This is a genomic window from Asanoa siamensis (assembly GCF_016862555.1).
Classification (GTDB): Bacteria; Actinomycetota; Actinomycetes; order Mycobacteriales; family Micromonosporaceae; genus Asanoa; species Asanoa siamensis.
The window spans coordinates 14,529-39,759 of record NZ_BONE01000029.1 but is presented as its reverse complement, the minus strand read 5'-3'; the positions used below and the strand labels follow the sequence as shown (position 1 = coordinate 39,759).

19 protein-coding genes and 1 riboswitch are annotated in these 25,231 nt (G+C 71.8%); of the genes, 12 read left to right on the top strand and 7 right to left on the bottom strand.

The genetic code is table 11. The annotated features are described in order from the left end of the window. The first annotated feature begins 26 nt into the window (after positions 1-26). The 6 genes from Asi02nite_RS19010 to mqnP all read left to right on the top strand — a co-directional run bounded on the left by Asi02nite_RS19010 (position 27) and on the right by mqnP (position 9,369). Complete coding sequence (locus Asi02nite_RS19010; RefSeq protein WP_203714708.1) at positions 27-2,594, top strand: hypothetical protein; 2,568 nt, start codon at positions 27-29, stop codon at positions 2,592-2,594. An 82-nt stretch (positions 2,595-2,676) separates the two neighbouring features. After that, positions 2,677-5,238 (top strand): right-handed parallel beta-helix repeat-containing protein, encoded by a 2,562-nt coding sequence (locus Asi02nite_RS19005; protein WP_203714706.1) that lies wholly within the window; start codon positions 2,677-2,679, stop codon positions 5,236-5,238. A gap of 84 nt (positions 5,239-5,322) precedes the next feature. Then, positions 5,323-5,847 (top strand): SigE family RNA polymerase sigma factor, encoded by a 525-nt coding sequence (locus Asi02nite_RS19000; RefSeq protein ID WP_203714705.1) that lies wholly within the window; start codon positions 5,323-5,325, stop codon positions 5,845-5,847. Then, positions 5,844-6,959: a TolB-like translocation protein gene (locus Asi02nite_RS18995; RefSeq protein WP_203714704.1), complete on the top strand. Its 1,116-nt coding sequence runs from the start codon at positions 5,844-5,846 to the stop codon at positions 6,957-6,959. The genes Asi02nite_RS19000 and Asi02nite_RS18995 overlap by 4 nt, the downstream gene beginning before the upstream one ends. 50 nt (positions 6,960-7,009) lie before the next feature. Then, on the top strand, positions 7,010-8,467 hold the full coding sequence (locus tag Asi02nite_RS18990; RefSeq protein WP_203714703.1) for a menaquinone biosynthesis decarboxylase: 1,458 nt from the start codon (positions 7,010-7,012) through the stop codon (positions 8,465-8,467). Beyond that, the gene (mqnP, locus tag Asi02nite_RS18985) at positions 8,467-9,369 is read left to right on the top strand and encodes a menaquinone biosynthesis prenyltransferase MqnP (protein ID WP_203714702.1); all 903 of its coding nucleotides are present in this window, start codon (positions 8,467-8,469) and stop codon (positions 9,367-9,369) included. The genes Asi02nite_RS18990 and mqnP overlap by 1 nt, the downstream gene beginning before the upstream one ends. Here mqnP and Asi02nite_RS18980 read toward each other — a convergent pair. Then, complete coding sequence (locus tag Asi02nite_RS18980; RefSeq protein ID WP_203714701.1) at positions 9,356-10,327, bottom strand: terpene synthase family protein; 972 nt, start codon at positions 10,325-10,327, stop codon at positions 9,356-9,358. The genes mqnP and Asi02nite_RS18980 overlap by 14 nt on opposite strands. 59 nt (positions 10,328-10,386) lie before the next feature. On the opposite strand from Asi02nite_RS18980, the gene Asi02nite_RS18975 reads away from it, so the two are divergent. Next, positions 10,387-11,022 (top strand): UbiX family flavin prenyltransferase, encoded by a 636-nt coding sequence (locus Asi02nite_RS18975; protein ID WP_203714700.1) that lies wholly within the window; start codon positions 10,387-10,389, stop codon positions 11,020-11,022. A gap of 24 nt (positions 11,023-11,046) precedes the next feature. Here the strand turns inward: Asi02nite_RS18975 and Asi02nite_RS18970 are convergent, their stop codons facing one another. Further along, positions 11,047-11,319: a BldC family transcriptional regulator gene (locus tag Asi02nite_RS18970; RefSeq protein WP_203714698.1), complete on the bottom strand. Its 273-nt coding sequence runs from the start codon at positions 11,317-11,319 to the stop codon at positions 11,047-11,049. 245 nt (positions 11,320-11,564) lie between these two features. On the opposite strand from Asi02nite_RS18970, the gene Asi02nite_RS18965 reads away from it, so the two are divergent. Beyond that, entirely contained in the window at positions 11,565-12,023 is a 459-nt protein-coding gene (locus Asi02nite_RS18965) for an Lrp/AsnC family transcriptional regulator (RefSeq protein WP_203714696.1), read from the top strand. A 10-nt stretch (positions 12,024-12,033) separates the two neighbouring features. Further along, positions 12,034-13,125 (top strand): L-cysteine desulfhydrase Cds1, encoded by a 1,092-nt coding sequence (gene cds1 / locus Asi02nite_RS18960; protein WP_203714694.1) that lies wholly within the window; start codon positions 12,034-12,036, stop codon positions 13,123-13,125. Here cds1 and Asi02nite_RS18955 read toward each other — a convergent pair. The 4 genes from Asi02nite_RS18955 to Asi02nite_RS18940 all read right to left on the bottom strand — a co-directional run bounded on the left by Asi02nite_RS18955 (position 13,122) and on the right by Asi02nite_RS18940 (position 19,920). Continuing rightward, on the bottom strand, positions 13,122-13,742 hold the full coding sequence (locus Asi02nite_RS18955; RefSeq protein ID WP_203714693.1) for a putative glycolipid-binding domain-containing protein: 621 nt from the start codon (positions 13,740-13,742) through the stop codon (positions 13,122-13,124). The genes cds1 and Asi02nite_RS18955 overlap by 4 nt on opposite strands. A 27-nt stretch (positions 13,743-13,769) precedes the next feature. Continuing rightward, positions 13,770-15,287: a DEAD/DEAH box helicase gene (locus Asi02nite_RS18950; RefSeq protein WP_308440164.1), complete on the bottom strand. Its 1,518-nt coding sequence runs from the start codon at positions 15,285-15,287 to the stop codon at positions 13,770-13,772. Positions 15,288-15,402: 115 nt separating this feature from the next. Further along, positions 15,403-18,276 carry a hypothetical protein gene (locus Asi02nite_RS18945; protein ID WP_203714690.1) on the bottom strand — a complete coding sequence of 958 codons (2,874 nt, stop codon included), beginning with the start codon at positions 18,274-18,276 and terminating at the stop codon, positions 15,403-15,405. Between the two features lie 105 nt (positions 18,277-18,381). After that, complete coding sequence (locus Asi02nite_RS18940; RefSeq protein ID WP_203714684.1) at positions 18,382-19,920, bottom strand: C40 family peptidase; 1,539 nt, start codon at positions 19,918-19,920, stop codon at positions 18,382-18,384. A gap of 219 nt (positions 19,921-20,139) precedes the next feature. Here Asi02nite_RS18940 and mqnE point away from each other — a divergent pair, with 219 nt between their 5' ends. Next, a complete protein-coding gene (gene mqnE, locus Asi02nite_RS18935) occupies positions 20,140-21,309 on the top strand; it encodes an aminofutalosine synthase MqnE (protein ID WP_203714683.1) in 1,170 nt (389 codons plus the stop codon). After that, on the top strand, positions 21,306-21,557 hold the full coding sequence (locus Asi02nite_RS18930) for a DUF4229 domain-containing protein (RefSeq protein WP_203714674.1): 252 nt from the start codon (positions 21,306-21,308) through the stop codon (positions 21,555-21,557). Before mqnE ends, Asi02nite_RS18930 begins: the two co-directional genes overlap by 4 nt. A 52-nt stretch (positions 21,558-21,609) precedes the next feature. On the opposite strand, the gene Asi02nite_RS18925 is transcribed toward Asi02nite_RS18930, so the two are convergent. After that, positions 21,610-22,962 (bottom strand): C39 family peptidase, encoded by a 1,353-nt coding sequence (locus tag Asi02nite_RS18925; RefSeq protein WP_203714672.1) that lies wholly within the window; start codon positions 22,960-22,962, stop codon positions 21,610-21,612. A 174-nt stretch (positions 22,963-23,136) separates the two neighbouring features. Here Asi02nite_RS18925 and Asi02nite_RS18920 point away from each other — a divergent pair, with 174 nt between their 5' ends. Beyond that, positions 23,137-25,005 carry a M14 family metallopeptidase gene (locus Asi02nite_RS18920; protein ID WP_203714670.1) on the top strand — a complete coding sequence of 623 codons (1,869 nt, stop codon included), beginning with the start codon at positions 23,137-23,139 and terminating at the stop codon, positions 25,003-25,005. Between the two features lie 68 nt (positions 25,006-25,073). Next, a riboswitch (cobalamin riboswitch) is annotated at positions 25,074-25,228 on the top strand. The last annotated feature ends 3 nt before the right edge of the window (positions 25,229-25,231 follow it).

Here is a 25,231-nt window from a genome sequence, read left to right as displayed (position 1 = left end):
ACCGGAACCACGGGGGAGAATGCGAGATGCGCGTAAGACGCGGCCTGGCCGTACTGGCCGGCAGTCTGGTGACACTGACGGGACTACCCGTCGTCGGTGCGACGGCCGCCGCTGCCGCCGACCTGCCCCCGACCATCCACGTCTCCGACAACTGCTTCGGCATGCCAGCGGACGGCAGCGAGTCGCGCCCGTACTGCCGCATCGCCGACGCTGTCCGGGTCGTCCAACCTGGACAGACGATCGAGGTCGACGACGGCGTCTACGCCGAGTCGGTCGTGGTGCCGTCGGGTGAGCCCGGGAAGCCCATCACGATCAGCGGGTTCCTCGCGCCGGGGCGCCGCACGAAGGTGCAGCCGGGAACCAACGGGCCGGCCTTTGTCGTCTCCGGCGTGCACGACGTCGTCATCGACGGCATCGACATCGGCACCGGGGCGACCGACCGACCGGGAGTGCTCGTCGCGGATTCGAGCGACATCACGATCGTCGACGGCGCGGCGAACGTTGGCGGAGCCCCCGCCGTGGAGATCACCGGTGACTCGCACCGGGTGACCGTCAGCGGCATGCTGGTCGGTGCCGTCGACACGACCGCGTTCGCGGTCGGCCCCCGCGCCACCGACACACTGCTGACGGGCAACAGTCTCGCCGTTCGGCGATCCGCTGGCGGCCCGTCGATCGCGGGCATCACGGTCATCGACGCACCCGACACCACGATCACCAACAACACGGTCGTCACCGACTGTCTCACTGGCATCGCGGTGTCCGGAGCGTCCGGTGGGTTCGCGCTCTACAACTCGATCCTGACAACCACCCTGCCGGGCGCGCAGGCCACGTGTGGCGCCGCGGCGGAGACCGACCCGGCGAGCGTGCGTCCGTTGGCGGTCGCCGGGTCGGCCACGACCGACAGCCATCTCGACTACAACCTCATCGACACGAGGCACGGTGGGCCGCTCTACTCGTGGGGCGACGCGACCTTCGCGACGCCCGCGGCGTTCAACGTCGCCACGGGGCAGGGTGCGCACGACATCGGCGCCGACCCGAGGGTCACGGGCTCGGCCACCGCGGGTTGGACCCCGTGGCACACGTCGCCGGCGATCGACTCCGGTCTCGCCCGCGCACCGGGCATCCGGGCCAGGGACCTCCGGGGGCTACCGCACGCCGACAGCCCCGCGGTGGCCAACAGCGGCGATGGGTTCGTAGACCGTGGCGCCCTCGAATACGTTCCGGACCCGAAGGTCACGGCGACGATCACGCGGGCGGTCGGCGGAGGAGCCTTCGAGACGTTGACCACGGCCACCGTGACCTACCTGTGGCCCTTCGACGGACCGCTCGCCGGGGCCTTCAGCTTCCAGCGCACGGGTTTTCCGGCTGTCGTGAGCAGCACGGGGCAGGGCAGGATCACCTTCGACCGGGCCGGAAAAGCGTGCGTGTCGGCTACGTTCAGCGCCAGCGCGTTCCGCTTCCCCGCCGCGGGTGCCTACCAGACTCCGTGCATGATCCTCGGCGCCGCCTACAACTCCGTCACGCCGCAGCGGGTGCTCGACACCCGGTCGGCGCTCGGTGTGGGCGGCACCGCGCCGGTGGCTCCCTTCTCGGAGATCGAGTTCTCGCTGCCGGGTGCGGCGGCGACCGCGAGCGCGGTGGTCCTGAACGTCACCGCGACGCAGTCCTCGGCCTCCGGTCAGCTGACGGTCTATCCGAGCGACGGCGTCCTCCCGCTGGCATCCAACGTGAGCTTCGGCGCCGGCCAGACCATGGCCAACCTGGTGACCGTGCAGGTGCGCAACGGCCGGGTGAGGATCCTCAACGGCAGCCGTGGCACCACGCACGTGCTGGCGGACCTGGCCGGCTACTACGCCAACACCGGTGCCGGGCTGGAGGCGACCCCGCCGGCCCGGGTGCTGGACACGCGCAGCGCTCCCGGCGGCGCGCCGGTGCCCGCCAACGGGCGGGTCACGGTCGACCTGTCGGCCAGGGTGCCCGCGGGCACCACGGCCGCCGTGCTGAACCTGACGGTGACCGAGCCGACAAAGGGCGGGCTGTTCACCGCGTACCCGCCGGGCGCTGAGGTGCCGACCGCGTCGAACATCAACTTCGTCGCCGGGCAGACGGTGAACAACATGGTGCTCGCGCCGGTCGTCGGCGGCAAGGTCGCGTTCGCGCACACGGGTTCGGGCACGGCGCACCTGCTGGTGGACCTGGCCGGCTGGTTCGCGCCGGGTGCGCACGACACCTACCTGCCGACCGCACCGACGCGGGTCGTCGACACCCGGACCACGGGTACGCCGGTCGGCCCCGGCCAGACCGTACGCGTCTTCGTGAACACGACCGAGTGCGGCACCGCTTGCCCGCCGCGCTCGGCTGTCGTCGCGAACCTGACGGCGACCGACGCGGACCGCAGCGGCTACCTCTCGGTGTATCCGTTCGGCGAGCCGCGCCCGACCCAGTCGGTGCTCAACTTCGCGGCGGGCCGGACGGGCGCGAGCCTGGTGACCGTGGGCCTCGGCGCGGAGGACTCGTTCCTCGTCTACAACGGCGGTAAGGGCACCGTGCACGTCCTGGTGGACCAGGCCGGGTTCTATCTCGGTGCCGGCTGATCCCTGGCCGTTCGGCCATGGGCCGCGGCCGATCCGCTCGTTACGATCCGCTTGATCATTTTCGCGACGCGGGGGTAACGACATGCGGGTTGGCCGCGGCCTCAGCCTGTTCACGGTCGGTGTGCTGGCATCCGTGGGCCTGCCGGTGCTCGGTGGCGGTGCCGCGGTGGCGGCCGAGCCGCCATCGACCATCCACGTCTCCACAGATTGCGGCGCCGACGCCGACGGGACACGGGCGCGCCCCTACTGCACGATCCGGGCCGCTGCCGAGGTCGTCCAGCCGGGCCAGACCGTCGCCGTGGACGAGGGCGTCTACACCGAGTCGGTCGTCGTGCCGTCCGGACAGCCCGGCAGGCCCATCACTTTCAGCGCGTACCGAGGGCCGAACCGTCGCGTCACGGTGCTGCCGGGCGACGGGCCGGCTTTCCTGCTCTCCGGGGTGAGCAACGTCGTCATCGACGGGTTCTCGATCGGGCGATTGCTGCACCCGGGCGCACCCGTGGTCATCGAGAACTCCAGCGACGTCACGATCACCAATGGCAGCGTGACCGCGGACGGTGTCGCCGCCGTCCAGATCAAGGACGGCTCCCGTCGGGTGACGGTCAGCGCGATGGCGGGATCCACCACCGCCGGCGCACCCGTGTTCGCGGTCACGTCGGGTGCCACCGACACGCTGCTCGCCGGCAACACGGCACAGGTGCTCCGGACGGGCGCGACCGCGCCGGTCGGCCCCGGGATCGCGGTCGCCGACGCTCCGCGGACCACGATCACCAACAACACCGTCGCGACCGACTGCCTCGACGCCGTGACGGTCACGGGATCCTCGGGCGGGTTCGCGCTCTACAACTCGGTCGTGAGCACCCTGCTCCATTCGCTTTCCTCGTATCCGAACAGGTGCGTCCTGCTGCCACGACCCGACCCGGCGAGCGTGACGCCCCTGACGGTCGCCGGTGCCGCGAGCACCGACAGCCGGGTCGACTACAACGTGGTCAACCCGGTGCACGGCGGCGCGTCCTACGCGTGGGACGGGGCGACCTACGCGAACCAGGCCGCGTTCCACGCCGCTACCGGCCAGGGCGCGCACGACATCAACGCGGAGCCCGACCTCGCCGGCCCCGTCAACGGCTGGGTCCCGCGGGCGACCTCGCCGGTCATCGACTCGGCGCTGGCCACCGCGCCCGGGATCCAGGCGCGGGACCTGCGCGGCAACGCCCACGCCGACAAGCCCGACAGCCCGAACAGCGGCGGTGGGTACGTCGACCGCGGCGCCGTCGAACTCATGCCGGCCGGCATGGTCGCCACGGCCACGATCGCGCCCGCGCCGGATAGCGGTCCACTGGAGACAGTGGTCACCGCCGGCGTGACGAACGGCTGGACCGCGGACGGGCCGATCGGCACCTACAGCTTCGCGACCGGCGACGAACGACCGATCGTCAACCGGACCGGGAGCGCGCGGCTCGCCTTCGCGCGTGCGGGCCAGGCCTGCGCGAAGGTGATCGTCAGTCCTGACGGCTTCCGGGGCGCGTGGCACGCAGGCCCGGACCAGCCGACCTGCACGGTCCTCGGCGCCAACTACAACGCCGTGCCGCCGCAGCGGGTGCTGGACACCCGGTCGGCGCTCGGTGCGCCTGGCGCGAGCCCGGTGGGTCCCGACGCGGAGGTCGAGTTCGCCGTGCCGGCGGCCGCCGCCGGCGCGAGCGCGGTCGTCCTCAACATCACGGCCACGGGGTCGTCGGCGTCCGGCTATCTGAAGGTCTACCCTGCCGGGGATGCCGAACCGACCGCGTCGAACCTCAACTACGCGGCCGGTCAGACGATCGCGAACCTGGTCACGGTGAAGGTGAACGACGGCAAGGTCCGGGTCCGCAACGGCGGTCGCGGCGCCGTGCACGTGCTCGCGGACCTGGCCGGCTACTACGCCAACACCGGCAACGGTCTGGCCGCAGCGGCGCCGGCCCGGGTCCTGGACACCCGCGCCGGGGCTCCGATCGGTCCTCATGGGACGGTGACGGTCGACCTGTCGTCGCGGCTGCCGGCCGGCACCACGGCCGCGGTCGTCAACCTGACGGCGACGAGCCCGACGAACACGGGCCTGTTCACGGCGTTCCCGCCGGGCGCGGCTGTGCCGACCGCGTCGAACCTGAACTTCGTGAGCGGCCAGACGGTGAACAACATGGTCATCGCGCCGGTGGTGGACGGGAAGGTGGCGTTCGCCCACACCGGTAAGGGCACCGTGCAGCTGATCGTGGACCTGGCGGGTTGGTTCGCTCCGGGTGCCGGCGACGCCTACCTGCCGACCTCACCGACCCGGTTGCTCGACACCCGCTCGACGTCGACGCCGGTCGGCCCGGGGCAGACGGTCCGGGTCCGGGTGGACACCGCCGCGTGCGGGGCGATCGGTTGCGGCCCGCGGACGGCGGTGGTGGCGAACCTGACCGCGACCGGCGCGCAGCGCAGCGGCTACCTCACCGTCTACCCGGACGGCCAGGACCGCCCGACCCAGTCCGTGCTGAACTTCGCCGCGGGCCAGACCGTCGCGAGCCTGTTCACCGCCGGACTCGGCGAGGACTCTTTCCTGGTCTACAACGGCGGCAAGAGCACCGTCGACGTCCTCGTCGACCAGGCGGGCTTCTACCTGTCCTGACCTCGTCCCTGAAATCCTTCCGCCGGCGAAGCAGCAGCGGCCGTGCGGGGGGCGTTGTCAGGGGTATGAGGGATGGGCAGGCGCATGGACGCTGATCTCGAGGCCGAGTTCGGCGACTTCGTCGCGGCCCGGTCGCACGCGCTGTTCCGCACCGCGCTCGCGCTGACCGGGCATCGCCAGCAGGCCGAGGACCTGTTGCAGACCGTGCTCGTCAAGGGGGCGCGGCACTGGCCGCGGATCCGCACCGGCGCGCCCGAGGCCTACCTGCGCACCGCGCTCTACCGCCAGCAGACGAGTTGGTGGCGCAGCCTGCGCCGGCGGGCGGAGGTGAGCACCGCCGCGGTGCCGGAGCGGGCCGTCGCCGGTGACCCGACCGCCACCGTCGACCTGCACCTCGCCCTGCGCCAGGCGCTGACGCGGCTGGCGCCGAAGCACCGGGCGGTGCTGGTGCTGCGCTACTTCGAGGACCGGTCCGACGCGGAGATCGCCGAGGTGCTCGGCTGCGCCGAGTCGACCGTGCGCAGCCAGGCCGCCCGCGCCCTCGCCCGGCTGCGCGAGCTCGCCCCGGAGCTCACCCGGCACGCCACGAAGGAGGCCGCGTCGCGATGACCGATCGACTGGCGGGAGCGTTGCGGGAGACGTTCGAGCGGCTGGCCGACGACGGTGGGCCGCCGCCGGAGTTGGCCGGCGCGGCCCTGACCAAAGCCCGGCGCAGCCGTCGCGCCCGGATCGGCGCGGGCCTCGCGCTGGCCTGCGTGGCGCTCGCCGGCGTGGCTCTCGGGGGCGCCGGACAGCGGGGCAGCCAGGTGGCCGCCGGCCCCGGCGGGACGGCGATACTGACCTACAGCGACATCGACGATCCGAAGATCGACGATCCAGGCCCGGGCGACAGCTACTCGCTGCTGCTCGACCGGGAGACCGGCACCTACCGCCGCATAGACGTGCGGTCGGCGGTGCCGTCCCCCGACGGCGATCGGGTGCTCGTCAGCGACGGCGACGACAGCTTCGGCAAGCCGGCGCGGGTCGGCGTCCTGGACCGCGACAGCGGCGCGACCCGGTGGGTCGCGGCCGGCCAGGTCGCCGGGTTCCCCGGCACCACCGCCGACGGCAGGTGGACGCCGGACGGCCGGCGGATCCTGTTCCACCTGCAGCCGAAGGCGGGGCCGCCCGGCGTGGTCGTGGTCGACGCGGAGACCCTGCGGGCCCAGTTCCTGCCGCTCCCGGACCTGGCGGGCGGCGAAGGCCCGGTGCCGACCGCCGACTCGACAGGCTTCGCCATGCTGCTGGCCGGCGAGGGCGCCACCGAGGTGCCCAACGGGATCCGGTTCTACGGGCTCGACGGCACGCTGCGGCGCACCCTGCCCCTCCCGGACGGCAGGCTCTGGGACACGCCGGTGCTCTCGCCGGGTGGCCGGTTGGCCCTGGCCCGACCGATGTTCGAGCCCGGGCCGATGCACGTCGTGGTGGTCGATCCGGAGACCGGCGAGGTGCGGGCGCGGGTCGCGATGTCGCGCAACGGCGTCTTCGTCGGCTGGGCCGACGAGGACCACCTCGTGCTGCGCACGTCCGACCCGCGCACCGAGTCCGACGAGTACTGGGTCGTCGACCTGCGCGGCGCGGTGACCAGGGTGATCGACCCCCTCGAGGGCATCTACCCACAGCGGGTCTACCTCGGCCCGTCCACCGGCCTGCCCGAGTCCGCGAACGACCTGACCTTCTGAAACAGGGGGCCGGGACGGAGCGGCCTCGGTCATAGGCGAAACTGCTACCTATGGCCCGCGACTTCCCGTACCCGGACCTCAAGGACTTCGTCGCCGCGCTGGAGAGCGCCGGTGAGCTGCGGCGCGTCGGTGTGCCGGTCGACCCGACGCTGGAGATCAGCGAGGTGGTGACCCGCACCGTCCGGGCCGGCGGCCCCGCTCTGCTGTTCGAGCGGCCGACCCGCGGCGAGATGCCGGTGGCGGTCAACCTGTTCGGCACCGAGCGGCGGATGGCGCTGGCGCTCGGCGTCGAGTCGCTCGACGAGATCGGCGACCGGATCGGCGCGCTGGTCAAGCCGGACCTGCCGGTGGGCTGGTCGGGGATCCGGGACGGCCTGGGCAAGGTGATGCAGCTCAAGTCCGTACCCCCGAAGAAGGTCAAGACGGCGCCCTGCCAGCAGGTGGTCTACAAGGGCGCCGACGTCGACCTCAACCGGCTGCCGGGGCTCCAGGTCTGGCCGGGCGACGGCGGGATCTTCCACAACTTCGGCCTCACCCACACCAAGCACCCCGAGACCGGCAAACGCAACCTGGGCCTCTATCGGCTGCAGCAGCACTCGCACAACACGCTCGGCATGCACTGGCAGATCCACAAGGACTCGACCGCGCACCACGCGGTGGCGGAGCGGCGCGGCGAGCGGCTGCCGGTGGCCATCGCGATCGGCGCCGACCCGGTGGTCAGCTACAGCGCCAGCGCCCCGTTGCCCGGTGACATCGACGAATACCTGTTCGCGGGCTTCCTGCGCGGCGAGCGGGTCGAGATGGTCGACTGCCTGACCGTGCCGCTGCAGGTGCCCGCGCAGGCGCAGATCGTGCTGGAGGGCTACATCGAGCCCGGCGAGCGGCTGCCCGAGGGCCCGTTCGGCGACCACACCGGCTTCTACACACCGGTCGAGCCGTTCCCGGTCATGCACGTCGAGTGCATCACCATGCAGCGCGACCCGCTCTACCACTCGATCATCACGTCGAAGCCGCCGCAGGAGGACCACGGGCTCGGCAAGGCGACCGAGCGGATCTTCCTGCCGCTGCTGCGGCTGCTGATCCCGGACATCATCGACTACGACCTGCCGTCCGCCGGCGTGTTCCACAACTGCGTGATCGTCTCGATCCGCAAGCGCTACCCGAAGCACGCGCAGAAGGTGATGAACGCGATCTGGGGCGCGCACCTGCTGTCGCTGTCCAAGCTGATCGTGGTCGTCGACGACGACTGCGACGTCCACGACTACGCCGAGGTCGCGTTCCGCGCGTTCGGCAACGTCGACTACGCGCACGACCTGCTGCTCACGCAGGGTCCGGTCGATCACCTGGACCACGCGTCGTACCAGCAGTTCTGGGGTGGCAAGGCGGGCGTCGACGCCACCCGGAAACTGCCGACCGAGGGCTACACCCGCGGTTGGCCGGACGAGATGACCATGTCGCCGGAGATCACGGCGTTGGTCGACAAGCGGTGGAAGGAGTACGGCATCTGATGGTGGCCGTGGCGGCACCGGCGCCGAACCGGGTACGGGCCTTCATGCGGCTGGTCATGATCGAGCACTCGATCTTCGCCCTGCCGTTCGCCTACGTCGCCGCTCTGGCCGCCATGCGGCTCGACGGCGGCCACGTCCAGTGGGGCACACTGGCGCTGATCACCCTGGCCATGGTGTCGGCGCGGACGGTCGCGATGGCCGCGAACCGGATCATCGACCGCCGGATCGACGCGCAGAACCCGCGTACGGCGAACCGCGAGCTGATCACCGGCGCGGTCTCCATGCGTACCGCCTGGGTCGGTCTGCTGGTCTCGCTGGCCGTCTTCGAGGGCGCCGCCGCCGCGCTCAACCCGCTCTGCCTGGTGCTCTCCCCGATCGCGCTGTTCCTGCTGGTCATCTACTCGTACGCGAAGCGCTTCACGAACTATCCGCAGTTCTTCCTGGCGGCGGCGCAGGCGGTGGCCCCGGTCGGCGCCTGGATCGGCGTGACCGGCGAATGGTCCTGGCCGGCGTTCGTGCTGGGCATCGCGGTCGGCACCTGGATCGGCGGCTTCGACTGCATCTACGCGGTGCAGGACCTCGACGCCGACCGCCGGATCGGCGTCGGCTCGGTGCCGGTCAAGCACGGCGTCCGCGGCGCCCTGATCATCTCGGCGGTCACCCACGTGGTGACGGTCGCGTTCTACGTCTGGTTCGGTCTGCTCGCCGACCTGGGCTGGCTCTGGCTCACCGGCGTCGCGATCACCGCGATCGTCCTGGTCTACGAGCACAGCATCGTCAAGCCGACGGACCTGTCGCGGGTGAACCGCGCCTTCTTCACCGCCAACGGCGTGATCGGCATCGTGCTGTTCGTCTTCGCCCTGCTCGACCTGGCCGCCCTGCAAGGGCTCAGTTGGCGCTGACCCAGTCCTCGACCAGCGGCGGCATCGGGTAGCGGGGCGACTCCAGCGACCAGTCGATCGTGCCCCGGACCGAGTCGGCGACACCTTCGACGTAGCGGCGGACCGCGGCGTCGATGCGGGCTCCGAAGGCCGGCACCGCCGCCCGCAACTCGACGAACCGCGTCATCCGCTCCTGCCAGCGGCCGATCACCTCGAGCGTCGCGGCGTCCCTGGACAGGCCGCGCTCCCGGGCGGTGGCCAGCACCAGGTTGTGCCCGGCCGAGGTGCGCTCGTCGCGCTCCAGCGAGACCAGGTCGTTGAACCACGAGAGCAGGTCGTTGCCAGCCGCGCTGATCTCGCGCAGGACCGGGTGGTGGTAGACCGCCTCCGGGATCCGCATCCGGCCGGCGCCGGCGAACTCGATCAGGGCATAGGACACGTACGCCGCCGAGGTGGCCCGGCGGAGCTGGATGTATTCGACGATGCCGGGCCGGCGGCCGACCCACTTGTTGCTGGCCTCCACCAGGATGCCGTCGAGGTGGTGGCGGAACGCGTCGTTGATCCGGTCGACCGAGACCTCCGACAGGGTCCCGGTGATCGGGCGCCACGAGTCGAGCAGCAGCGCCCGCATCGGCTCGCTCAGGCCCGGCGCGGGCTGCCGGCCGTCGCTGTCGATCGTGGCGAAGACCCCGTCGACGGTCGCCCGGACCCGCTCCAGCGGCGGCGTGGCATGCCCGTCGACCGTGTCGTCGAGCAGGAAGAACCAGGTGAACAGCGCCGTGACCAACTGCAGGTCAGCCGGGCTGGCGTCGGGGTAGAGGCGGCCCGCGTACCGGGCGAAACCGCTGTCCCGCAGCCGCCCCGCCGTCTCGGCGGCCACCCCGCGCTCGACCAGCCAGCTGACCAGCCAATCCTCGACGTCATCGGTGTGCGGGGAGATCCGCGGGGGGATGGGGCAGAACAGACCGGGCGTCACCATGCAGCGGCCTCCGGAGGGCTGGACCGGGTGGGGCACCCCCGGCTCATACGCTTGACCGTATGCGAACGCCGTGGGTGGTAGGAGTCTCGGGAGCATCTGGTACGCCATATGCGGCTTCGGTGCTGCGGGGGTTGCTCGATGCCGGGGAGCCTGTCGATCTCGTGGTTTCGCGGGCCGCCCGGCTGACGATCCTCGACGAGACCGGGGCGCCGTTCCGGGACGCGCACTGGAAGGACGACCTGGCCGGCTGGCTCGGCCGCGACCTGGGCGGCGCCGACGTGGGGTTCTGGCCGGCCGGTGACCTCGCGGCGGGGCCGAGCAGCGGCTCCTACCCGGCGAAGGGGATGGTGGTGGTGCCGGCGAGCACGGCCGCCTGCGCCGGGATCGCGCTGGGGTTGTCGAAGGACCTGCTGCAGCGCGCGGCCGAGGTCAGTCTCAAGGAGGGCCGTCCGACGGTGCTGGTGCCCCGGGAGACCCCCGTGACCCGCAGTCACCTGCTGCATCTGCTGGAACTGGACGCGGCCGGCGCGGTGGTGCTGCCGGCGAGTCCGGGCTTCTACGGTGCGGGTGCCACGGCGACGGCGGCGCAACTCGTCGACTTCGTCGCTGGCAAGATCCTCGACACCCTCGGCGTGCCGCACGATCTCTCGCGGCGCTGGACCGGTGTCATCGGCGGTGGGCCCGCCTCAGGCTAGCCAGGCGGGCCCTCGGCCACTTCCTCAATGCAGGCCGGCGTTGGTCGGCCCGTGGGTGCCGCCCTGGGGCGGCCCGGAGTTGCGAGGACGGTTGTCGGCTCCGTCGTCGAGGTCGTCAAGAACGCCTTCGCCCTCGAGCAGGGCACGGACCTCAGATTCGCGGAAGCGCCGATGCCCACCTGGTGTCCGGATGCTCCCGATCCGGCCAGCCGCAGCCCATCGCGTCACGGTCTTGGGGTCCACCCGGAAGAGCGCAGCCACCTCGCCCGGCGTCAGCAGACGATCTCCAGTGTCCACGGTCCCCTCCTCGCGTCAGCGAAAGCCTCTCGAACTGGTCAGATGTGCGCCCCGGCAGTGCGCGAGAGGCTTTCATAGGGACGTACGGCCATTAGAGCACCGTGAGCGTGCACTGTCCTGGAATCGGGGAAAACGCACTGTGTGGGAAGTTGGCCGGTAGAATTGCGAGCCGTACTCGCCTTTGCCCATGTTTCACGCCGACCGACGAATCGTCCACTCACCGCCCCCGTTAGGGTCTACAGGCCGTGGATGCCATCGACCTCCGCCTCGTGGAGTTGTTGCGTACCAACGCCCGGCTGTCCTTCGCCGAGTTGGCCCGTCAGGTTGGATTGTCGGCCCCGGCGGTGCACGAGCGGGTCGGAAAGCTCGAATCGTCCGGTGTGATCCGTGGCTACCGCGCCGACGTCGACCCGGATGCCGTCGGGCTCGGCGTGACCGCGCTGATCGGCGTCGTCGAGGAGTCGACCACCGACGCCGACGACCTGCAGGCGCTGCTCAAGGAGCTGCCGGAGATCGAGTCGTGCTACTTCATGGCCGGTGTCGAGTCGTTCCTGCTGACCGTGCGGGTGGGCACCATCGCCGAGCTCGAGCGGCTCATCGTGCGGCTGAACCGGACACCCGGGGTGGCTTCGACGCGTACCGGCATCGCTCTGTCGGCCAAATGGGAGAACCGCCCGCGACCGCTGACGCCGCCGACCGCCTAACCTGCGTCACATGGAACAGCTCGATCGATGCAGTGACACCGAACGTGCCTGGGTGACCGAAGCGATCGCCGCGGTCGAGGCCGACGCGAACCGGTCCGCCGACACGCACCTGCTGCCCTTCCCGCTGCCCCGGGAGTGGGGCGTCGACCTCTATCTCAAGGACGAGTCGGTGCACCCGACCGGCTCGCTCAAGCACCGGCTGGCCCGATCGCTGTTCCTGTACGGGCTCTGCAACGGCTGGATCTGCCCCCGCACCACGGTGGTCGAGGCGTCATCGGGGTCGACGGCGGTCTCGGAGGCCTATTTCGCCCGGATGCTGGACCTGCCGTTCATCGCCGTCATGCCGGCGTCGACCTCGGCCGAGAAGATCGCGTTGATCGAGTTCCAGGGTGGCAAGTGCCACCTGGTCGACGACCCGTCCGCGGTGGTCGACACCGCCCGCCGGCTCGCCGCGGACCTGCGTGGCCACTTCATGGACCAGTTCACCTACGCCGAGCGGGCCACCGACTGGCGCGGCAACAACAACATCGCCGAGTCGATCTTCAGCCAGATGGCCCGGGAGCGGCACCCGGTGCCCGCCTGGGTCGTCGTCGGCGCGGGCACTGGCGGCACCAGCGCGACCATCGGCCGCTATGTCCGGTACCAACGGCACCCCACGAAGCTGTGCGTGGTCGACCCCGAGAACTCCGCCTTCTATCCCGCCTATGCCGCCGGCGACTGGTCGGTGGTCACCGGCCTCGGCTCCCGGATCGAGGGGATCGGTCGCCCGCTGGTCGAGCCGTCGTTCCAGCCGCAGGTCGTCGACCGGATGATCGCCGTGCCGGACGCCGCGTCGCTCGCCGCGATGCGCGCGGCGTCCGCGGTGCTCGGCCGCCGCGTCGGAGGTTCCACGGGTACGAACCTGTGGGGGGCTTTCGCCCTGATCGCGGAGTTGCGCGCGGCGGGCGTACGCGGATCGGTGGTGACCCTGCTCTGTGACGGCGGGGAACGGTATGCCGACACCTACTACGCGGACGACTGGGTGGCCGCCGCCGGCCTGGACCTGACGCCGCACCGGGCGGTCGTGGACCGGTTCCTGGCGACGGGGGACTGGCCCGCCTAGCCCCGCTTGGCCAGGCCGGGATAGTCGAGGACGTAGCCGGCGTCGTCGACGGTCATGTCGGCGCGGAAGGTGTCGCTCTCGTAGCGGATCTTGTTTCCGCCGAGCGGGGTGTAGGTGTGCTCAGCCGCGATGATCTCCAGGCTGGGCAGCAGCACCCAGGCGGCCTGCACGGTGTGGGAGCGGTCGGGTGTCGCGTTGAGCAGGCCCAGCCGGCGGATCACCAGCGTATTGGTCAGGGGCGAGCCGCCGAGGTCGACGTCGAGCGCCCGCTCGAGCCGGGAGGCTTCCTCGATGCCCGGGAAGCCGACCCGGCGCTGGCCCGCGGCGACCAGGGCGGCGTCGAGGTCGCCCTGCTCGCCGGTGGTGGCCCGCCAGCGTCCGGTGGCCCGCTGCATCCGGATCGTGCGCATCCAGCCGGCGCCCTCGCAGGTCACGTCGAGGCGTGCCGTCTGCCAGGTGTCATCGGCGATCAGCTCGTAGCGGGCCTGGTAGGGGATCGGGTCGACCGCCTGCTGGATGCCCCGCGCGACGAGCCCGCGCCGGTCGTCGAAGACGACCGTCTCGGCGCCGGGCACGTCGGTGCGGGTCCACAGCAGAACCTTCGGCAACGTCGCCATGCGATCACGTTACCGAAGGAGCGCCGTTCAGTGGGTGCGGCGCGGGCCGCTGCGCGGGCCGCGGGGGCCGCTGAAGCGCTTCTCGCCGTTGTGCCGGTGGTCGCCGCCGTGGCGGTGGTCGCCGCTGTGGCGGTGTTCGCCGGGGCGGCGGTCGCCGGCCGGGCGGTGCGGTCGGCGTGGCTCGTCGGGCGGCACCGGGACACCGCTGGGCTCACGGGCGCCGGTCAGGTCCGCCAGCGCGGCGTCGCCGGCCCGTACCCGGGTCTCCTCGGGCTCCACGCCTGCCTTGCCGAGCATCGCGAGGGTGCTGCGCCGCTGCTTGGGCAGCACCAGCGTGGCCACCGAACCGGACTCGCCGGCCCGGGCCGTGCGACCGGCGCGGTGCAGGTAGTCCTTCGCGTCGCGCGGCGGGTCGATGTGGACGACGAGGGAGACACCGTCGACGTGGATGCCGCGCGCGGCGACGTCGGTGGCCACCAGGACGGTGGTCCGGCCTTCCTTGAACTCGGCGAGCGTACGGGTGCGGGCCCGCTGGGTCTTGCCGCCGTGCAGGCCGCCGGCCCGTACGCCGACCGCCGTGAGCTGCTCGACCAGCCGGTCGACGCCCATCTGGGTGCGCGCGAACATCATCGTGCGGCCCTCGCGGGCGGCGATGGAGGCGGTGACCCGGAACTTGTCGTGCGGCGGGATCAGCAGCAGGTGGTGGTCCATGGTGGTGACGGTGGCGACGGCCGGCTCGGTCGAGTGCGTGACCGGGTCGGTCATGAACCGCTGCACCAGCGTGTCCACGTCGTTGTCGAGCGTCGCGGAGAAGAGCAGCCGCTGCGCACCCGCCGGCGTCTTGGCCAGCAGTTCGGTGACCTCGGGCAGGAAGCCCATGTCGGCCATCTGGTCGGCTTCGTCGAGCACCGTCACCTCGATGTCGTCGAGCACGCAGACGCCGCGGTTGATCAGGTCGCCGAGCCGGCCGGGCGTGGCGACGATGATCTCCACGCCGCGCTCGAGGGCGTCGATCTGCCGGTCGTACGGGACGCCGCCGACGGCGGTCTTGAGGAACACGCCCAGCGCCTTGCCGAGCGGGAGCAGTGCGTCGTTGACCTGCATCGCGAGCTCGCGGGTGGGCACCAGGACGAGGGCCTTGGGGTGCCGCGGCCGGGCGCGCTCACCGCGGGCCACGCGGGCGAGCACGGGCAGGCCGAAGGCGAGCGTCTTGCCGGAGCCGGTCTGGCCGCGGCCGAGCACGTCCTTGCCGGCCAGCGCGTCGGGGACGGTGGCCTTCTGGATCTCGAAGGGCGTGACGATGTTCTCGCGGGCGAGCGCCCGGACGAGCTTGCGGGGCAGGCCGAGCGCGCCGAAGCCGTCGTCCTCGGTGGTGGTGGTTTCTGTCGTGCTCTCGGTCGTGCTCTGGGTCGTGGTCTCCGCCTGTGCGGCGTCGAAAATGGACGGGAACGTGCTGGGGTCAGCGAACGCGGTCAAGTAGGGCCTCTCGTGGTGGGCCATCTCGCGCGTCAGGTCCGGGGGTGCACGCTCGGCAAGATCGCCCATGGGGCGCGCGCTGCGGCGCGCCGGTCGATGAACTTGACGAGTGTACGGTGCGTGGCCGCCCGACGCCGCATCGAGGCGGCCTCCCGTGTGCGGCATCACGCGAGCGGGTGAGTGGTCACCCCAGGAAGCCGGTGATCGAGTTGCTGACGAAGAGCACCACCAGCACGCCGAACCCCACCAACACCCCAAGGGCGATCAGCAGGAAGAGGATGACCTTGGCATTGGACCGCTTGACCGGAATCCCCTCGGTGCTGGTGCCCTGAGCCAGAATGTGCCCGGTCAAAGACCCGGAGTTCTCCAGGGTGGCGGCAGGGTAGGCGGAAGTGGCCTGCTCGTCCTGCTGCCCATAGAGCCGCCCACCCCGCTGCCCCTGCGCCCACCGGTGATAGTCCCCGGCGACGTTGGACGCCCCCGGCGCGGCGGGATTGGTCGCCTCGGGCCAACTAGGCAAGGCCCCAGCGGGCGGGGCCGGATTGGCTGGCTCCGGCCAGCCGGGCAGTGCGGCGGTCGGCGCGGCGTCGGCGTTCGGCCCACCCGAGGGCGAGGCGGAGTTGGCGGGTTCGGGCCAGCTCGGCAGGGCGGCGCCGGCTGGGGCTGCTTCGGCGGGCCGCCGAGCGGCGGGTGCACCGGGCGGAGCGGGGTTGGTGGGCTCGGGCCAGCTCGGTAGAGCGGCGGCCGGCGTTGCCTCGGCGGGCCGCCGAGCGGCGGGTCCGCCGGGCGGGGCGGGGTTGGTGGGCTCGGGCCAGCTCGGCAGGGCGGCGGCCGGCGTTGCCTCGGCGGGCCGCCCAACCGCGGGCGCGCCGGGCGCGGCTGGGTTGGTCGACTCGGACCAGCGCGGCGCCGCCTCGACCGGCCGACCGACGTCCGGTGCGCCGGTCGAGCCCGGGCCGGCCGTATCGGACCAGCTCGGTAGGGCGGGCGCGGGTGCGGTTCCGGTCGGCCGGACCACCGCCGGTGGCGGCGGGAACGGCGGCGCCGGCGACGGACCCGGCGGTGGGCCGGGTGGCGGGACCGGCGGCCCGGGCGGGACCGGTGGGCGCGGTTCCGGCAGCGGCGGAACGGGCGAGGGAGGCGGCTGTGGCACCGGCGAGGGCGGCACAGGCGGGGGCCCAGGCGGTGTCGGCCCAGGCGGTGTCGGTCCAGGACCCGGCGGCTGCGGCGCAGGCGGGAACGGCGACGGGGCCGGTCCCGGCGTCGGCTCCGGGCCCGGGAACGGCGGCTGCGGCCGCAGCGGCGGCTCCGGCTCGGGCTCGGTCGGCGCCGGCGTGGGCCGCCGACCCGGCGTAGGACGACCGGGACCGGGCTCACCCGGCTCAGGCTCCGGCTCACCCGGCCGCGGCTCACCGGGCCGCGGTTCACCAGGCTGTGGCTCACCGGGCCGCGGTTCGCCGGGCGCTGGCTCGTCGGGTTGCGGTTCGCCGGGCTCTGGCTCACCGGGCTGGGGCTGGTCAGGCTGCGGTTCTCCGGGGCGCGGGTCGCCGAGCCGCGTTTCGCCGAACTGCGGCTTGTCGGGCTGCGGGTCGCCGAGACGCCGGTCGCCGAGCTGCGGTTCGCCTGGTCGCGGGTCGCCGAGCTGCGGTTTGCCGGACAACGGTTGGTCGGGCTGCGGGTCGGCGAGCTGCGGTTCGTCGCGCTCCGGGTCAGCGGCGTGCGGGTCGCCGGGATCTGCGTCGGCGGCCGCAGGGTTCAGGTCGTCCTGGGACGGCTCGTTGGCGGTGGGTTGGGCGGCGTCGGGGCCTGGGTGGGCTGGGTCGGGGTCGGGGTCCGGGCCTGACTCGTCCGGCCTGCCTGTGCCCGCGGGCCCGCCCGAGGTCTGGCGGGGTGCGCCGCCGCGGCCCGCGAGCAGGTCGGCCGCGCCGGCGCGGTAGACCTTGGCGCTGCCGCTGGCTACGGCCGGCACGCCGTAGGCGAGTTCCGCCACCGAGGGCCGGCGGGTGCCCGGCACCGTGGCGCGCGCCTTGACCGCGGCCTCGTCGGCCGGCGCGTCGGTCGTGGGTAGCCCAGCCGGCGTGCTGGCCGACCACCCCGTCCGCTGGGCCGGGATGGCGGACGCGGCGGGCTCCGCTGATGGCGCCTCGCCCTCGCTGGCCACCGGCTCGACGCCCGGCAGCGAGTAGCCGGCCGCTGTCGGCGGAGCGCTCCGACCGGCCTCGCCCTGCGGGCGCCCATAGCCCCCGGCTTCGGCCGGCGACCCGGCCTCCGTCTGCGGGCGTCCATAGGCGCGGGCTTCCGCCGGCGGACTGGCCTCAGCGGGAGAGCGCCCATAGCTCGGCGCCTCGGCCTGCGGACCGGGCTCGGCCGGCGGGCGCACATAGCCCTGGGCCTCCGCCTGCTCCGCCTTGCGGAACGGCACCGCGAAACCCGACCACGGCGACTCGTCGGCTACCGGGACCTTCGGCACCCGGCGGTCGAGCGGTGGCACCGGACCCCTGGCCGGCAACGGCTGGATCGGGCCGGCGGCGGGCGAGGCCGGCGGTGCGGCGGGCGCGGTCGGTGGTGCGGCGGGCGTGGTCGGTGGTGCCGCGGGCGCGGTCGGCGGCGCAGCCGCGGCCGCCGCTGCTTCGCCCGCCCGGTAGGTGCCCGGCACTGCCGGCGGAGCGACATATCCACCCTCGGGCGCCGCGCTCGTGCGGACCGACGCCCGTCCGGCCGCGCCGGTCGGCGTCCCGCCCGCGGGTGCGGTCGGGATATACGAAATTTCGGACACCGGTGTCGGCCGCGTCCAGCCGGGCTTGTCGCCCGAGCCCGAGCCCGAGGCGCCCGAGGCACCCGGCGCGCCCGACGGCCAGAGTGCCCCGCCGCCGGCCGGCGGCGGGGGTGGCTCGTACGCGTCCGGCAGCTCCTCCACCACCTGCTCAGGCAACGCGGTGCCCACCGGCGGTGGTGGTGGCAGCGGCGGTAGCTCCGCGGCCAGGCTGCCGGGCGGCGCCGACTCGTCGACCTCGGGGTCGGGTCGTGCGTCGCTGGACCGCTGCGGCTTGTCGTCCATCGCTGCCTCCCTGCCCACCGCCGGGCGCGCAGATGCCCGCCCGGCGTGGCGTGCCAATGCCACATCGTGGCACAACCGCACACCCCGGTTCGCCGGGAAGCGGCCTCAACTCCCTGACGTGCCCGTCGGCGTGGCCGCCGAATCGCTCGACGGCGTGCTGTCGCGGGTCGCCGAGGGTGCCGCCGGCGGGGTGGTGGGCTCTTCTTCCTCCTGAGCCGGCGGGTCGGTCGGCTCCTCGCCCGCGGGCGGAGTGGTGGGCTCCTCGGCGGGCGGGTTGGTGGGCTCCTCCGTGGGCGGCTTCGTCGGTTCCTCGGTGGGCGGCTTCGTCGGCTCCTGCGTCGGCGGCTTCGTCCCCTGGACCGGCGGCTTCGTCGGCGGCGTGGTCGGCGGCTTCGTGGGCGGCGTGGTCGGGGGCTTCGTCGGCGGCGTGGTTGGCGGCGTCGTGGGCGCCGGAATCGCCGGGAACACCCGCGTCGCCGCGTAGAACCGTGACCACCGGACGGACGAGATCTTCACGACGTCGCCCGTGGTCGGTGCCTGGACCATCTTGCCGCCGCCCAGGTACATGCCGACGTGATAGATGGTCGACCAGTTGGGCCCCGAGTTGAAGAAGATCAGGTCGCCGGGCAGCATCGCGCCCTGCGGCACCGTCCGGGTGCGGGTGGCGTAGTACTGGTCGCGGGCCACCCGCGGGAGCTGGTAGCCGGCCGACCGGTAGGCGGCCCACATCAGGCCGGAGCAGTCGAACGAGTTCGGCCCCTCGTCCGCCCACACGTACGGATCCCCGAGCTGGGCCAGCGCATACTGGACCGCCTTGAGCGCCCGGGGGTTGGCCCGCATGCCCGCGGCGCTCTCGTTCTGGACCCACTGGGCGCCGTTGCGCTGCTCGGCCCGGTCCTCGGCGCGCTCGATCTCCTCGAGCTCCTCGACGTTGTCGGCCCGCAACTGGCGCAGCGCGGCTTCCTTCGTCGTACGCGTCTTCTCGAGATCACCGGTCTTCTTGGCCAGTTCGTCGTATTTCGTGCGCATCGCCGCGTAGTAGGCGGTGGCGTTCTGCTCGGCGACCCGCGCGCGCTCGACCCCGTCGCCCGCGATCTCCGGGTGCGGGCCGGCGGACTGGCCGGTGACCATCCGCCGCAGCATGTCGAGGTCCTGCAGGTCGCGGTCGTAAACGCCGGGCGGCATCGCGGCCGCTGCCTTGAGGGCTTCCCCCGCGGCGCTGTCGGCGTTGCGCTGGGCCTGCGTGAGCGCGTCGCGCATCTGGCGCAGGTTGGCGTCGGCCAGTTGCAGGTCGGTCTCGGCCTGGTCGCGCTGCTGCCGCATCTCGAGGACCTGCTCGCCCAGGGCGGCGACCTCGATCTGGCTGGAGTTGATCCGCGCGGCCAGCGGGCCGCTGGTGGTCGCGGGCGGCACCTGCGGGAGGCTCGTGACCGGCGCCTGGCCGGGCACCTGGACCGTGCCGATCGCCTGGGGGCGGGCGCCGTCGTCGGGCGCGGTGGCGGGGAAGGGCGGGTCGGCGAACGCGGGCGTGCCGAAACCGGCCGCAGCGGTCGCGGTCGCGGTCAGCAACGCTGCCCAGGCCACGGGTCTCAAAACCCGCATGTGCAGCGGGTAGTCGCGGCTGTTGGGCTGCCGGCTCGACATGATCCTCCCCGATATGTCGCTTTGTGACGACCGAACACCACGCGGCACCTTACGCACCGGCTGGCTGCCGAGCGCCCGTCTGGTGTATCCCGTCACACTCGTTACTACCGCAAAACTGTGGCGACTGTCGATGGCAGCAGCGGTAACGAGACGCTGTGAACGGATGAACGGCTGTGGCCCAACGGTGATCACCAGCCGCCGACACGTACGCTCGCCTGCATGGACGAGGCACGTAAGCACGAGCTCGAGGAAAAGGTCTACGCCGGGATCCGACTTACCCGTCAGGACGGTGTGGACCTCTACGAGTGCGACGATCTGGCCTGGCTCGGCCGGCTGGCTCACCACAAGCGCACGGAGCTCAACGGCGACCGGGTGATGTTCAACATCAACCGGCACCTCAACCTGACGAACGTCTGCTCGGCAAGCTGCGCCTACTGCTCGTTCCAGCGCAAGCCGGGCGAGAAGGACGCGTACACGATGCGCATCGACGAGGCCGTCCGCAAGGCCAAGGAGATGGAGAGCGAGCAGCTCACCGAGTTGCACATCGTCAACGGCCTGCACCCGACGCTGCCGTGGCGCTACTACCCCAAGGTGCTGCGCGAGCTGAAGGCGGCGCTGCCGAACGTCAACCTCAAGTGCTTCACGGCGACCGAGGTGCAGTGGTTCGAGAAGATCAGCGGGCTGCCGGCCGAGGCGATCCTCGACGAGCTGATGGACGCCGGCCTCGAGTCGCTGACCGGCGGCGGCGCGGAGATCTTCGACTGGGAGATCCGGCAGCACATCGTCGACCACGACACCCACTGGGAAGACTGGTCGCGGATCCACAAGCTGGCACACAGCAAGGGCATGAAGACCCCGTCGACCATGTTGTACGGGCACATCGAGGAGCCCCGGCACCGCGTCGACCACGTGCTGCGGCTGCGCGAGCTGCAGGACGAGACCGGTGGGTTCGCGGTCTTCATCCCGCTGCGCTACCAGCACGACTTCGTCGACTCGCAGGACGGCAAGGTCCGCAACAAGCTGCAGGCGCGTACGACGATGGCCTCTCCGGCGGAGTCGCTCAAGACCTTCGCGGTGTCCCGCCTGCTGTTCGACAACGTGCCCCACGTGAAGTGCTTCTGGGTGATGCACGGCCTGTCGGTCGCCCAGCTCTCGCTCAACTTCGGCGTCGACGACCTGGACGGCTCGGTGGTCGAATACAAGATCACCCACGACGCCGACTCGTACGGCACGCCGAACACCATGCACCGCGAGGACCTGCTCGACCTGATCTGGGACGCCGGCTTCCGCCCGGTGGAGCGGGACACCCGCTACAACGTCGTGCGTGAGTACGACGCCGCCCCGTCGCTGGCCGAACGCCGCGCCACTCCCCAGGACGTGATGTCGTGAGCCCCACCGTCAAGTACACGCTGGCCCGGCTGGGCCTGTTCGTGGTCGTCTTCGCCGCGCTGCTGCCCGTACCGATGGGCCTGTTCCTCAAGCTCATCCTGGCGCTGGCCTTCTCGGCCGCGGTCTCGTGGTTCTTCCTGCGCACCTGGCGCGACCAGATGGCGCAGCAGCTCGCCGACAGCGTCGACAAGCGCCGCGCCGACAAGGCCAAGCTGCGCTCCGCGCTGGCCGGCGACGACGACGAGTAAGGAACGGTCCGTTGTTAACGCTATGCGTTAACAACGGACCGTTCCTTACTCGTTACCAGTTGGTCGAGCCCGCGACCTTCGGCCAGGGCTTCCACCACGGCTTGATCAGGTACGCGATGCCGCCGGTGCCGCCCGAGACGCCGCCGGACGCGTTGATCCGCTTCGTGCGCAGCCAGATCTGCTCGAACTGGCTGCGCTTGTAGACGTTGCGCACCACGTCGTTCGACGAGCTGGCCGGGTCGTTGACGATGACGTCGCCGTCCTTGGTGAAGCCGACGATCACGAACAGGTGCCCGGAGGTGCCGTAGTTGGCCCCGTCCAGCTCGCTGGCCAGGAACGACTGCGAGGTCACGAGCGGAATGCCGGCCGCGATGAAGCGCTCGGCCTCGTCCAGCGAGTGCAGCCGGGTGACCTTGCCCTCCAGACCCGCGAACGACGCCGCGTACGCCGTGTTGAAGGGCCAGTTGCCGGCGCCGTCGTAGGTGTAGTCGTAGGTCATCCGGGCCGCGTGGTTGACGGTCGGGTCGGGGTAGGTGGGGTCGACCCAGGCGGTGTCCGCGGCCGACGGCTTACGGCCCCAGTACTCGACCACCATCTCCGTCGAGGTCGGCGAGCACCAGGCCTCGCCGCCGCCGTCGTACTCCGGGTAGTGCCCTTCGTGGATGTTCTGTGAATAGCGGGGCACCGCGAGCTCCTTGCCCCAGGCGATCCGCCCGGCGCTGGCCGGCACCTCGAACCGGTCCGGCACGTACGACGACATCGCGCCGAGCGCCCAGACCCGCGGCGAGGCGAGCTGGCCCGGCGCCCGGTAGAGGGTCAGCCGGAGCTGGTAGGCGCTCAGCATCACGCCGTTGGCCACGTCGTCGATCGAGAACGTGTCGGTCCAGATCGTCGAGTACGGGTCACCCTGCCGGTTCACCGACGTGCGCCGGATGTCCTCGTCGCCGGAGGCCCAGCGCCCCATGACGTACCACGGGGTGAGGTTGCCCGTGTTGTAGGTGCCCTGCATCTCGACCTGGATCCAGGTGCCGCGCGGCGTCTCCGCGTTCCACGACGCGATCAGCTCGCTGGCGTCGAACCCGACCTCCCGCTTCGGCGAGGTCCAGGTGGCGTAGTTCCAGCTCCGGGTGACACCGGTGTGCGGGTCCGCGTAGTCGGTCGTCCCCTGTGGACGCAGGATGGTGACACCACCCTGCAGGCCGGGAACGCCCGGAATGCCCGGCAGCGCCAGGGTGCCCTGGTGGGTGCCGGTGCGCCAGTCGCGATAGGTCGACCAGCCCTGATACGTGATCTGCTCGTCATGGACGGGCGTCGGGGTAACGGCGGCACCGGCCGGCGCCGCCATCCCGGCAATCAAGGCAACCGCCCCGCAGATAGCGACGGCCGCCCGTGCTGAAGCGTTCATGGCTGTCACTATCGCTGTTGAAAGGAAGTTTCACCAGAGTTCGTTCCGCTGAAGTTCATTGCCGGCAGGATGATCGGCTTGGCATGGATTCGCGCAAAGACCCATATTGATATGACCATGAATCCGGTGGTGGAGTTCGACCATCGTTCCTCCACCAACCCCCGGAGGTCATGCATGGCCAACTCCCTGGGTCGGCGTCGTGTCGCTACCGCACTGGTCAGCGCCGCGATCGTGGGCCTGCTCGTCGCCTCGGCCAATCCGGTCGGCGCGCACGCACCGGCGCCCGGCGGCGGCGCCGCGGCGACCTCGGCCGAATACCGCGTCCTCGGCCCGAAGACCGTCGCCGACCGCAACGCGGTCGCCCGCACCGGCGCTGCCATCGACTACGTCGAGCACGGGGTCCTCAACGTCACCGCCACCGCGAGCGAGGCCGCGGCCATCGGGCGGCTGGGCTTCACGCTGGAGAAGGTGACGCCGCCCGCGGCCAGTGGTGGGCCGACCACGCTGGCGTTCCCGCCGGCCGACTCGAACTACCACGACTACGCGGAGCTCACGGCCGTGGTCAACCAGGTCGTCGCGGACCACCCGTCGATCGCCCGCAAGCTCTCGATCGGCAGCTCGTACGAGGGCCGCGACCTGATGCTGATCAAGATCTCCGACAACGTCAACCTCGACGAGGCCGAGCCGGAGATCCTGTTCAACGCCCAGCAGCACGCCCGCGAGCACCTGACCGTCGAGATGGCCATCTACCTGCTCAACCTGCTGACCGACAGCTACGGCTCGGACTCCCGGATCACCAACATCGTCAACAGCCGGGAGATCTGGATCGTGCCGACGGTCAACCCCGACGGCAGCGAGTACGACATCGCCACGGGCTCCTACCGGAGCTGGCGCAAGAACCGGCAGCCGAACGCCGGATCGTCCAATGTGGGCACCGACCTCAACCGCAACTGGAGCTACAACTGGGGCTGCTGCGGCGGCTCGTCGGGCACGACCAGCTCCGAGACCTACCGCGGCCCGTCGGCGTTCAGCGCGCCCGAGACCTCGCGCCTGCGCGACTTCGTCAACAGCCGGGTCGTCAGCGGCGTGCAGCAGATCAAGGCGAACATCGACTTCCATACGTACTCGCAGCTCGTGCTCTGGCCCTACGGCTACACGACCGCGAACACCGCGCCCGGGATGACGGCCGACGAATACAACACGTTCGCCACGCTCGGCCAGCAGATGGCGGCGACCAACGGCTACACACCCGAGCAGTCGTCCGACCTCTACATCACCGACGGCGACAGCATCGACTGGATGTGGGCGACCCACAAGATCTGGGCGTACACGTTCGAGATGTATCCCGGTTCGTCCGGTGGCGGCGGTTTCTACCCGCCCGACGAGGTGATCCCGGCGCAGACCAGCCGCAACCGCGAGGCCGTGCTGATGCTCGCGGAGCAGGCGGACTGCCCGTACCGCGTGATCGGCAAGGAGGCACAGTACTGCGGCGGTGGCGGCGGCACCACGGTCTACTCCGACACCTTCGAGTCGGCGACCGGCTGGGCCGCGAACCCGTCCGGCACCGACACCGCGACCAGCGGCCAGTGGGTGCGCGGTGACCCGGCGGCGACCACGTCCAGCGGTGCCAAGCAGCTCGGCACGACCGTCAGCGGCACGAACGACCTGGTCACCGGGGCGTCAGCCGGCTCGGCGGCGGGCGACTTCGACGTCGACGGCGGCGTGACCAGCATCCGCTCGTCGGCCATCACGCTGCCCACCGGCGGGACGCTGACGCTGAGCCTGTCGTGGTACCTCGCGCACGGCTCGAACTCGTCGTCGGCCGACTACTTCCGGGTCAGCGTGCAGCACAACGGCGGCACCACGGCCGTGTTCAGCCAGGCCGGCGCGGCCACCAACCGCAACGGCGCCTGGGCGGTGGCCAACGCCAACCTGTCCGCGTACGCCGGGCAGTCGGTCCGGATCCTGATCGAGGCGGCCGACGCGTCGACCGCGTCCCTCGTCGAGGCGGGCGTCGACGACGTCCGGATCACCCGGAGTTAGGCATCCCACGCCACCGGCGTCCCGTCCGATCCGCGGCGGGGCGCCGGTGGCGTATCTAACGAGGGCGCAATCGCTCTCCCGACCATGGTGACCACTGGGTTACCGTGCTCCCGACCGACCGCAGCGAAGCCGGTGTGAACCCGGCGCTGTCCCGCAACTGTGATGCCCCTTTTCTTCGTGGAAGGGGACAAGCCAGGTCGCCTGCCGAGGTCGCGAACCAGCGCTC

Excerpts from the sequence above, each read along its gene's own strand:
- Asi02nite_RS18940 (WP_203714684.1), bottom strand. The coding sequence starts at position 19,920 with ATGTCGAGCCGGCAGCCCAACAGCCGCGACTACCCGCTGCACATGCGG.
- cds1 (WP_203714694.1), top strand. The coding sequence starts at position 12,034 with ATGGAACAGCTCGATCGATGCAGTGACACCGAACGTGCCTGGGTGACC.
- Asi02nite_RS18925 (WP_203714672.1), bottom strand. The coding sequence starts at position 22,962 with ATGAACGCTTCAGCACGGGCGGCCGTCGCTATCTGCGGGGCGGTTGCC.
- Asi02nite_RS18955 (WP_203714693.1), bottom strand. The coding sequence starts at position 13,742 with ATGGCGACGTTGCCGAAGGTTCTGCTGTGGACCCGCACCGACGTGCCC.
- Asi02nite_RS19000 (WP_203714705.1), top strand. The coding sequence starts at position 5,323 with ATGGACGCTGATCTCGAGGCCGAGTTCGGCGACTTCGTCGCGGCCCGG.
- Asi02nite_RS18980 (WP_203714701.1), bottom strand. The coding sequence starts at position 10,327 with ATGGTGACGCCCGGTCTGTTCTGCCCCATCCCCCCGCGGATCTCCCCG.
- Asi02nite_RS18945 (WP_203714690.1), bottom strand. The coding sequence starts at position 18,276 with ATGGACGACAAGCCGCAGCGGTCCAGCGACGCACGACCCGACCCCGAG.
- Asi02nite_RS18920 (WP_203714670.1), top strand. The coding sequence starts at position 23,137 with ATGGCCAACTCCCTGGGTCGGCGTCGTGTCGCTACCGCACTGGTCAGC.
- Asi02nite_RS18950 (WP_308440164.1), bottom strand. The coding sequence starts at position 15,287 with ATGGGCGATCTTGCCGAGCGTGCACCCCCGGACCTGACGCGCGAGATG.
- mqnE (WP_203714683.1), top strand. The coding sequence starts at position 20,140 with ATGGACGAGGCACGTAAGCACGAGCTCGAGGAAAAGGTCTACGCCGGG.
- Asi02nite_RS18975 (WP_203714700.1), top strand. The coding sequence starts at position 10,387 with ATGCGAACGCCGTGGGTGGTAGGAGTCTCGGGAGCATCTGGTACGCCA.
- Asi02nite_RS18990 (WP_203714703.1), top strand. The coding sequence starts at position 7,010 with ATGGCCCGCGACTTCCCGTACCCGGACCTCAAGGACTTCGTCGCCGCG.
- Asi02nite_RS18995 (WP_203714704.1), top strand. The coding sequence starts at position 5,844 with ATGACCGATCGACTGGCGGGAGCGTTGCGGGAGACGTTCGAGCGGCTG.
- Asi02nite_RS19005 (WP_203714706.1), top strand. The coding sequence starts at position 2,677 with ATGCGGGTTGGCCGCGGCCTCAGCCTGTTCACGGTCGGTGTGCTGGCA.
- Asi02nite_RS19010 (WP_203714708.1), top strand. The coding sequence starts at position 27 with ATGCGCGTAAGACGCGGCCTGGCCGTACTGGCCGGCAGTCTGGTGACA.
- mqnP (WP_203714702.1), top strand. The coding sequence starts at position 8,467 with ATGGTGGCCGTGGCGGCACCGGCGCCGAACCGGGTACGGGCCTTCATG.